General features: G+C 65.2%; 8 protein-coding genes (1 of these 8 only partly in view). All 8 read left to right on the forward strand.

The window, feature by feature from the left end; translation table 11 throughout:
* Positions 1-12 precede the first annotated feature (12 nt).
* On the forward strand, positions 13-747 hold the full coding sequence (locus tag P8X75_08980) for a glutamine amidotransferase (protein MEJ1995335.1): 735 nt from the start codon (positions 13-15) through the stop codon (positions 745-747).
* 33 nt (positions 748-780) lie between these two features.
* Entirely contained in the window at positions 781-1,458 is a 678-nt protein-coding gene (locus tag P8X75_08985) for an SDR family oxidoreductase (GenBank protein ID MEJ1995336.1), read from the forward strand.
* 19 nt (positions 1,459-1,477) lie between these two features.
* Complete coding sequence (locus P8X75_08990; GenBank protein MEJ1995337.1) at positions 1,478-2,614, forward strand: acyl-CoA dehydrogenase family protein; 1,137 nt, start codon at positions 1,478-1,480, stop codon at positions 2,612-2,614.
* Positions 2,615-2,632: 18 nt separating this feature from the next.
* Complete coding sequence (locus tag P8X75_08995; protein MEJ1995338.1) at positions 2,633-3,238, forward strand: 2-hydroxychromene-2-carboxylate isomerase; 606 nt, start codon at positions 2,633-2,635, stop codon at positions 3,236-3,238.
* A gap of 97 nt (positions 3,239-3,335) precedes the next feature.
* Positions 3,336-4,943 carry a carboxyl transferase domain-containing protein gene (locus P8X75_09000; GenBank protein MEJ1995339.1) on the forward strand — a complete coding sequence of 536 codons (1,608 nt, stop codon included), beginning with the start codon at positions 3,336-3,338 and terminating at the stop codon, positions 4,941-4,943.
* Positions 4,944-4,955: 12 nt separating this feature from the next.
* Complete coding sequence (locus P8X75_09005) at positions 4,956-5,747, forward strand: enoyl-CoA hydratase-related protein (protein MEJ1995340.1); 792 nt, start codon at positions 4,956-4,958, stop codon at positions 5,745-5,747.
* Between the two features lie 33 nt (positions 5,748-5,780).
* Complete coding sequence (locus P8X75_09010; protein ID MEJ1995341.1) at positions 5,781-6,707, forward strand: ion channel; 927 nt, start codon at positions 5,781-5,783, stop codon at positions 6,705-6,707.
* Positions 6,704-8,188: the 5' portion of an acetyl/propionyl/methylcrotonyl-CoA carboxylase subunit alpha gene (locus P8X75_09015; protein MEJ1995342.1), read on the forward strand. 525 nt of this gene lie beyond the right edge of the window; only the first 1,485 of its 2,010 coding nucleotides appear in the window; its start codon is at positions 6,704-6,706; the stop codon falls past the right edge of the window. Before P8X75_09010 ends, P8X75_09015 begins: the two co-directional genes overlap by 4 nt.

The raw sequence follows: 8,188 nt of genomic DNA on the forward strand, positions 1-8,188 counted from the left end.
GAGGAGGTCGCCTTGAGCGGCAAGATTCTACTGTTAAACCATATGCCCGGAGAGCGGCGCGACCGCGCTCACAAGATGCTTCAGGCGCGCGGGCTGGAGATACAGTGGTGTTCGCCGGCGCTGGGCGATTCCCTGCCCGATCCCACGGACGACAGCTATGATGCCGTGGTGGTCTATGGCGGCTCCCAGAGCGCGAACGACGGCGGGCCAGAGCGTGCCTACATCCCCGAGGAGATCGAGTGGATCCGCCGCTGGATCGAAAGCGAGAAGCCCTACCTCGGCTTTTGCCTTGGCGCTCAGCTGCTGGCTCGCGCCTGCGGCGCCGCAGTGGCGCCGCATCGCGACGGACTGCACGAAATCGGCTTCGTCCCGGTCAGGAACTGCGGCGAGGAGGTCTTCATGCCCGAGGACCTGCTGGTCTATCACTGGCATGTCGAGGGCTTCGAGATGCCCGCGCGTGGGGAGTTGCTCTTGAGCGGAGATGTGTTCCCCAATCAGGCTTTCCGGCTGAACGAGAAGATCTACGGCCTGCAATTCCACCCGGAAGTAACGCTGGATCAGATGGAATCCTGGATCGACGAGGCCGGCCACATGCTGAGCAAGCCGGGCGCGCACGGGCCTGCCCGCCAGAGAAAAGACGCCGCGCGTCACAACGCCCCTCTCGGCGATTGGCTGGAGGCGCTCATCACCCGCTGGCTGAAGGCCTCGAAGATTGAGGCCGATGCCTATCAGCGCGCCGCACAGTAAACTCTACAGGTTTGAAACCGACAGGAGATCGCCATGCCCACGCTTCTGATCACAGGAGCTAACCGCGGCCTTGGCCTGGAATTCACCAAGCAGTATCTCGCCGACGGCTGGCGGGTTCATGCCTGCTGCCGTCATCCCGACAAGGCGAAGGAACTGAAGGCGCTGGAGGGGGTGCAGGTCCATCGCCTCGACGTCACCGACGCCCTGCAATGCGCGAACACCACCCGCGAGTTGCGCGAAGAGCCGATCGACCTTCTGATCAACAATGCCGGGATCTACGGACCGCGCAGCGGCCTGGAAAAGCAGGACTACGACGCCTGGAAGGAAGTTCTGGAGATCAATCTGCTGGGCCCGATGCGGGTGGTCGAGAAGTTCCTGCCCCAATTGGAGCAGGCCGAGGCGCCGGTGATCGTCAACCTCTCCAGCCGGCTCGGCTCCATCGCCTCCAACGAAGGGGGCGGCTCCTATCCTTACCGGACCTCCAAGGCCGCATTGAACATGGTGACCAAGAACCTTGCGGTCGATTTGGCCGAGAAGGGCATCACGGTGGTCTCGGTCCACCCGGGCTGGGTCCAGACCGATATGGGGGGAGAGAGCGCCAGCATCACTCCGGAAGTGTCCGCGAGCGGCCTACGAAAGGTGATCGCCGGTTTGACGCCGGAGATGACAGGGCGGTTCTTCGGATACGACGGCAAGGAACTTCCCTGGTAGAGCGGGACGGGGCAAGAGCATGCATCTCACCGAAGAACAGACCCTGATCCGCGATACCGCGCGCCAGTTCGCGCAGGAACAGCTCTGGCCTCAGGCGGCGGAGAACGACCGGGAGCACCGTTTCCCTCAAGAAGCCATCTCCGCGCTGGGCGAGCTCGGCTTCATGGGGATGACGGTACCCGAGGAGTGGGGCGGCGCTGGGACCGACAACCTTTCCTACGCTCTGGCGCTCATCGAGGTGGCTGCGGGGGACGGTTCGGTTTCCACCATCATGGCGGTGCACAACTCGGTCGGCTGTCAGCCGGTGCTGGGTTTCGGCAGCGAGGAGCAGAAGGAGCGCTTCCTGAAGCCCATGGCGCGCGGCGAGAAGCTGGGCGCCTTCTTGCTGACCGAGCCGCAGGCGGGCTCCGACGCCTCTGCGATCAAGACCAAGGCCGAGAAGCGCGGCAACCACTACCTGCTGAACGGCAGCAAGCAGTTCATCACTTCAGGTTCGAAGGCCGACGTCGCCATCGTCTTCGCCGTGACCGACCCGGACAAGGGTAAGAAGGGCATCTCGGCCTTCATCGTTCCGACCGACCTGCCCGGATACAAGGTTGGGCGCGTCGAGGGCAAGCTGGGCCAGCGCGCTTCGGAGACCTGTCAGATTCTCTTCGAGGACCTTGAGCTGACCCCTGACCTGTTGCTGGGGCAGGAGGGCGAGGGATACCGCATCGCTCTTTCGAACCTCGAGGGCGGGCGCATCGGCATCGCCGCTCAATCGGTCGGCATGGCGCGCTCGGCCTACGAGGTGGCCCTGGCCTACGCCAAGGATCGCCAGACCATGGGCAAGGCGATCATCGAGCATCAGGCCGTCGCGTTCCGTCTGGCGGACATGGCGACCGAGCTTCACGCCGCCGAACTGATGGTGTTGGAAGCCGCGCGCCTGAAGGACGCCGGCCAGCCCTGCTTGAAGGAAGCGGCGATGGCAAAGCTCTACGCCAGCGAGATGGCCGAGCGGGTCTGTTCGGCGGCGATCCAGATCCACGGCGGCTATGGTTATCTGGAGGACTATCCGGTCGAGCGCATCTACCGCGACGTCCGGGTCTGCCAGATCTACGAGGGGACGAGCGATATCCAGCGCCTCATAATCGGACGTCAGATCGCGGCGTCCTAGAACCGAAGGGCCTTACACATGAGCCAAGAGCCAATCGAGTTTTTCTTTGATTTTTCGAGCCCCTACGGCTTTCTCGCCGCGCGCAAGATCGATGCCTTGGCCGCTGAGTTCGGGCGGGAGGTGGTCTGGAAGCCCTACCTTATGGGGGTCGCCATGAAACAGACCCAGGTGGCCCCGCTGCTGACCATTCCCCTGAAGGGCGACTATGCCTACCGCGATGTCATGCGGCACTGCCGTCATGAAGGCATCGAGGGGAAGATCCCCGAGCAGTTTCCCTTTATCTCCGTTGCCGCAGCGCGCGCCTTCTACGCCGTGACCGACGAAGACCCGGCGGCGGCTAAGAAGCTTGCGCGGGCGCTCTACGAGCGCGCCTTCATCGAGGGGCAGTCCATTACCAAGCCCGAGGAGGTGCTGGCGGTGGCCGAGGGACTCGGGCACGACCCGGCGACACTGTCGGCGCGGATGGGCAGCCCTGAAGTAAAGGACCGGTTGCGTGCCGAGGTCGACGCCACCTTGGAGCGCGGCATCTTCGGCTCCCCTTTCATCATCATCGACGGCGAGCCCTTCTGGGGTTACGACCGGCTCGGCGACATCCGGGAGTGGCTGGAGCGCGGGGGCTGGTGAGCGCCGCCGCCCGCTTTTTGCTTGCCCCGGCCCTGAGGCTGTCGAATGTTTAGGAGCCCCTGAAGAGGCGAAGCCACGGCAAGGAAGAATCCCGTCCATGTCTCAACTGAAGTCCGCCATCTCAACCCGCTCGGAGGAGTTCAAGGCGAACCAGGCCGCCATGCGCGGACTGGTCGAGGACCTGCGGGAGAAGGTCGCCGCGATAAAGGAAGGCGGCGGGGCGGGGCCGCGCGAAAAGCATCTCGCGCGGGGCAAGCTGCTGCCGCGCGAGCGCATCCGGGAGCTGTTGGACGTCGGCGCGCCCTTCCTGGAGCTGTCGCAGCTCGCCGGTCATGGCCTCTATGATGATCAGGTGCCGGCAGCCGGGATCATCACCGGCATCGGCCGGGTGTCCGGCCGGGAGTGCATGATCATCGCCAACGACGCCACGGTGAAGGGCGGCACCTACTTCCCCATGACCGTGAAGAAGCATCTGCGCGCCCAGGAAGTGGCCGAGCAGAACTATCTGCCCTGCATCTATCTTGTCGATTCCGGCGGGGCGAACCTGCCCAACCAGGACGAGGTCTTCCCCGATCGCGATCACTTCGGGCGCATCTTCTTCAATCAGGCGAACATGTCGGCGAAGAAGATTCCGCAGATCGCCCTGGTCATGGGGTCCTGCACCGCCGGCGGCGCCTACGTTCCTGCCATGTCCGACGAGACGGTGATCGTCCAGAATCAGGGCACGATCTTCCTGGCGGGCCCGCCGCTGGTGAAGGCGGCGACGGGCGAGGTCGTGAGCGCGGAGGATTTGGGCGGGGCGGAAGTCCACACCAAGATCAGCGGTGTCGCCGACCACCTTGCGCGCGACGATCATCACGCACTGGCCATCGCCCGCCGCATCGTCGGTAACCTCAACCGCCCCAAGCGGCACGGCCTGGAACTGCGCGAGCCGAAGGACCCGCTCTATGACCCCGAGGAGCTCTACGGCGTGGTGCCGAGCGACTTGCGAAAGCCCTATGATGTAAAGGAGGTCCTTGCCCGTCTCGTCGACGGCTCGGAGTTCGACGAGTTCAAGGCCCAGTACGGCAACACCCTGATCACCGGCTTTGCGCACCTGCACGGCTACCCGGTCGGTATCATCGCGAACAACGGCATCCTGTTCTCGGAATCGGCCCAGAAGGGCGCGCACTTCATCGAACTCTGCTGCCAGCGAAACATTCCGCTCGTGTTCTTGCAGAACATCTCCGGCTTCATGGTCGGACGAAAGTATGAGGCAGGCGGCATCGCCAAGGACGGCGCGAAGCTGGTGACCGCCGTCGCGACGGCGCGCGTGCCCAAGTTCACGCTGATCCTGGGCGGCAGCTTCGGTGCGGGCAACTACGGCATGTGCGGCCGCGCCTATTCACCGCGCCTGCTCTGGACCTGGCCGAATGCCCGCATCTCGGTCATGGGCGGCGAGCAGGCGGCCAATGTCTTGGCCACGATCCGACGCGATGCGCTGGAAGCCAAGGGCGGGGAGTGGCCCGCGGAGGAGGAGGAAGCCTTCAAGGCCCCGATCCGCGCGCAGTACGAGGAGCAGGGGCACCCCTATTACGCTTCGGCTCGGCTGTGGGACGACGGCATCCTGGACCCTTTGGATACGCGCATGGCGCTGGGCCTGGGCATCTCCGCCGCGCTCAATGCGCCCGAGGAGGAGACCCGCTTCGGTCTCTTCCGCATGTAGAGGGCGACAGGGATGGAACGGCCTCTCTTCATGGAGGAGATCGGCGCGCGTGGCGTCGCCCGTCTCACTCTAACACGGGCGGACAAGCACAACGCCTTCAACGACAAGCTGATCGTCGAGTTGACGCAGATGCTGCGCGGCCTTGAAAGCGACCCCAGGGTGCGGGTCGTCGTGCTGGCGGCGGAGGGGCAATCCTTCTCAGCGGGCGCTGATCTCAACTGGATGCGTTCCATGGCCCAGTATGGCGAGGAGCAGAACCTCGCCGATGCCCGGCAGTTGGCGGCCCTGATGGCGACGCTCAACGGCCTGAAGAAGCCGACGCTGGCGCTGGTCCAGGGGCCGGCGATCGGCGGCGGCGTCGGTCTCGTGGCCTGCTGCGATATAGCGATAGCCGCCAGTTCCGCCTTCTTCTGTCTGTCCGAAGTCCGGCTGGGCCTGAGCCCTTCGGTGATTTCCCCCTACGTTGTCGCGGCCATCGGCGCCCGCGCCGCGCGGCGCTTCTTTCTGACGGCGGAGCGCTTCTCCGCCGATGAAGCCGAGGCGCTGGGCCTGGTGCACGAGGTGGTTCCCGACGCGCTTTTGCAAACGCGCGGCGACGAGGTCGTCGAGCGCCTTCTCGAAGGCGGGCCCGAGGCACAGGCGGAAACCAAGGATTTGATCGCCAGCGTGGCGGGCCGTCAGCCGGGCCCCGAGCTCTCGGAGGAGACGGCCCGGCGGATTGCGCGGCTGCGCGCCGGTGCGGAAGGGCAGGAGGGCATGGCGGCCTTCTTTGAAAAGCGCAAGCCCGGCTGGACGGAAGACTAACGCCCGGCGAGCAGCCGGAACAAAGGACCGGAGATGGCAGAAAAGGAACGCGGCTGGATCTTGAGCTTCGCCTTCACCGTGGCGCTGTTCCTGCTGATCGCGGCGGCGACCAGCAAGGGCGGCTCGGATCCCTTCGGTCTTGTCATGGCCGTGGTGATATTGGCGACCTTGGCCGGGCTCTACAGCCTCTTTCCCAAGCGTCACCTCTTCGCCATCGGCGTCACCAACTTCCTTGCCATCTACGCGAGCTTCTACACCTTCTTCGTCGAGTCCAACTTCCCGCTGGTCGAGCGCTGGGCGGTACTGCTCGGCTTTGCGATACCGGTCGTCACCTTCGTCGGCGGCTCCTGGTTGAAACGTGAGACCATCAACCGCTTGATCGCCGCGGAGGAGCCCACGGAGCCGCATCACTGGGCAAAGCTGACGGGGTGGTTGCTGCCCATCGCGGCTATCGGTGCGCTCAGTTTCTTCGTGGAGGGACTGGGTTTCGGCGCGGCGGGGGAAACGGTCGTCTTCCTGGCGATGATGGGGGCGATCGCCGCAATCGTGCTTCTGGTCAGCGTCGAGGTCTGTAGCTTCCTGCTCCAGACGAGCCTTCTGTTCGAGTGGTTTTTCCAGCGGATGAAGGTGCTCTTGGTGCCGGCCGTCTCCTTCCTGATCTTCTACACGCTGATCGTGATCGTGTTCGCTTGTCTTTACCGGATCCTGGACTTGGTCTCTCCACAAAACTTCCTGATCGCTGGCGAGGCTGCGACCATCTCATTCGGCGACAGTCTTTATTTCTCGATGATCACGCTCAGCACGGTCGGCTACGGCGACATCGTTCCAAATTCGCCCTTGCTTCAGGTCTTGGTTACCATCCAGATCGTAAGCGGTGTCCTCTTGATGCTCTTTGGCTTCGCCGAGTTCATCTCCTATGGCCGGGAGCGCGCCCAACGCCGTCATGGAGACCCACGATGAAGACCCGCCGGATAGACCGCCTTTTGATCGCCAACCGTGGCGAGATCGCCTGCCGGGTGATCCGAACGGCACGGTCCTTGGGAATCCGCAGCATTGCGGTCTACTCCGATGCCGATGCTGGGGCGCTGCATGTCCGCGAGGCGGATGAGGCCTATAACATCGGGCCCGCCGCTGCCGCGGAGAGCTATCTCAGGGGGGAGGTCATCCTCGACGTGGCGCGCAGGAGCGGCGCGGATGCGGTCCACCCGGGCTACGGTTTCCTGTCGGAGAACGCGGCTTTCGCCGAAGCCTGCGAGGAGGCGGGGGTGATCTTCGTCGGCCCGCCGGCTGCCGCGATCCGGGCCATGGGTTCCAAGAGCGAGGCCAAGGCGATCATGGAGAAGGCGGGCGTGCCGCTGGTGCCGGGCTATCACGGAGAGGAGCAGGATCCGGCGTTCCTGTCCGAGCGCGCGGCGGAGATCGGCTACCCCGTCCTGATCAAGGCCTCCGCCGGCGGCGGCGGCAAGGGGATGCGCGCCGTCGAGCGGGCGGAGGACTTCGCCGAGGCACTTGCCGGCGCGAAGCGCGAAGCGGCATCGGCCTTTGGCGACGAACGGGTTCTGATCGAACGCTATCTGAAGCAACCCCGGCATATCGAAGTGCAGGTCTTCGCGGATGGGCACGGCAACGCCCTGCATCTTCACGAGCGCGACTGTTCCCTGCAGCGGCGGCACCAGAAGGTTCTGGAGGAGGCGCCTGCCCCGGGTCTCGATCCTGCTCAGCGCAGGGAGATGGGCGAGGCGGCGGTCGCCGCCGCCAAGGCCATCGGCTATCGCGGCGCCGGGACCGTCGAGTTCATCGCGGAGGAGGGGGAGTTCTTCTTCATGGAGATGAACACCCGCCTGCAGGTCGAGCACCCCGTGACCGAGGCGATCACGGGCCAGGACCTGGTCGCCTGGCAGCTGTCGGTGGCGGCGGGGGAGGCCCTGCCCTTGGCTCAGGATCAAGTGCCGCTTGCGGGGCACGCCTTCGAGGCCAGACTCTACGCCGAAGACCCGGCGCGCGACTTCTTGCCCGCGACCGGCAAGCTTACCCGGTTGCGCTATCCCGATGCAGGCGGAGGGCTCCGCATCGATGCAGGGGTCACCGAGGGGGATTCGGTCACGCCGTTCTACGATCCGATGATTGCCAAGATTATCGCCTGGGGGCCGGACCGGGCCTCGGCGCTCCGCAGGCTGCGGGGCGGGCTCGATGAGCTGCGCCTCTCAGGCGTCACCACGAACCTCGACTTCCTGGGCCGCGTGCTGCGCCACGAGGGCTTCGAGGCGGGCGGCGTTGATACCGGCTTCATCGCCCGGGAGGCGGAGCGCCTCATTCCCCCTGCCGCGCCGCTTGGACCCAGAGAGCTGGCCGCGCTGGCCGTGTTCGAGCTGCACCAGCGGCGGCTGGAGGCGAAGGCGCAGGCTGATATGTCCAGTGATCCGGTCTCGCCCTGGTTCACC

It is taken from the genome of Limibacillus sp. (genome assembly GCA_037379885.1).
Taxonomy (GTDB): Bacteria; Pseudomonadota; Alphaproteobacteria; order Kiloniellales; family CECT-8803; genus JARRJC01.

Excerpts from the sequence above, each read along its gene's own strand:
- P8X75_09005 (MEJ1995340.1), top strand. The coding sequence starts at position 4,956 with ATGGAACGGCCTCTCTTCATGGAGGAGATCGGCGCGCGTGGCGTCGCC.
- P8X75_09010 (MEJ1995341.1), top strand. The coding sequence starts at position 5,781 with ATGGCAGAAAAGGAACGCGGCTGGATCTTGAGCTTCGCCTTCACCGTG.
- P8X75_08985 (MEJ1995336.1), top strand. The coding sequence starts at position 781 with ATGCCCACGCTTCTGATCACAGGAGCTAACCGCGGCCTTGGCCTGGAA.
- P8X75_09000 (MEJ1995339.1), top strand. The coding sequence starts at position 3,336 with ATGTCTCAACTGAAGTCCGCCATCTCAACCCGCTCGGAGGAGTTCAAG.
- P8X75_08990 (MEJ1995337.1), top strand. The coding sequence starts at position 1,478 with ATGCATCTCACCGAAGAACAGACCCTGATCCGCGATACCGCGCGCCAG.
- P8X75_08995 (MEJ1995338.1), top strand. The coding sequence starts at position 2,633 with ATGAGCCAAGAGCCAATCGAGTTTTTCTTTGATTTTTCGAGCCCCTAC.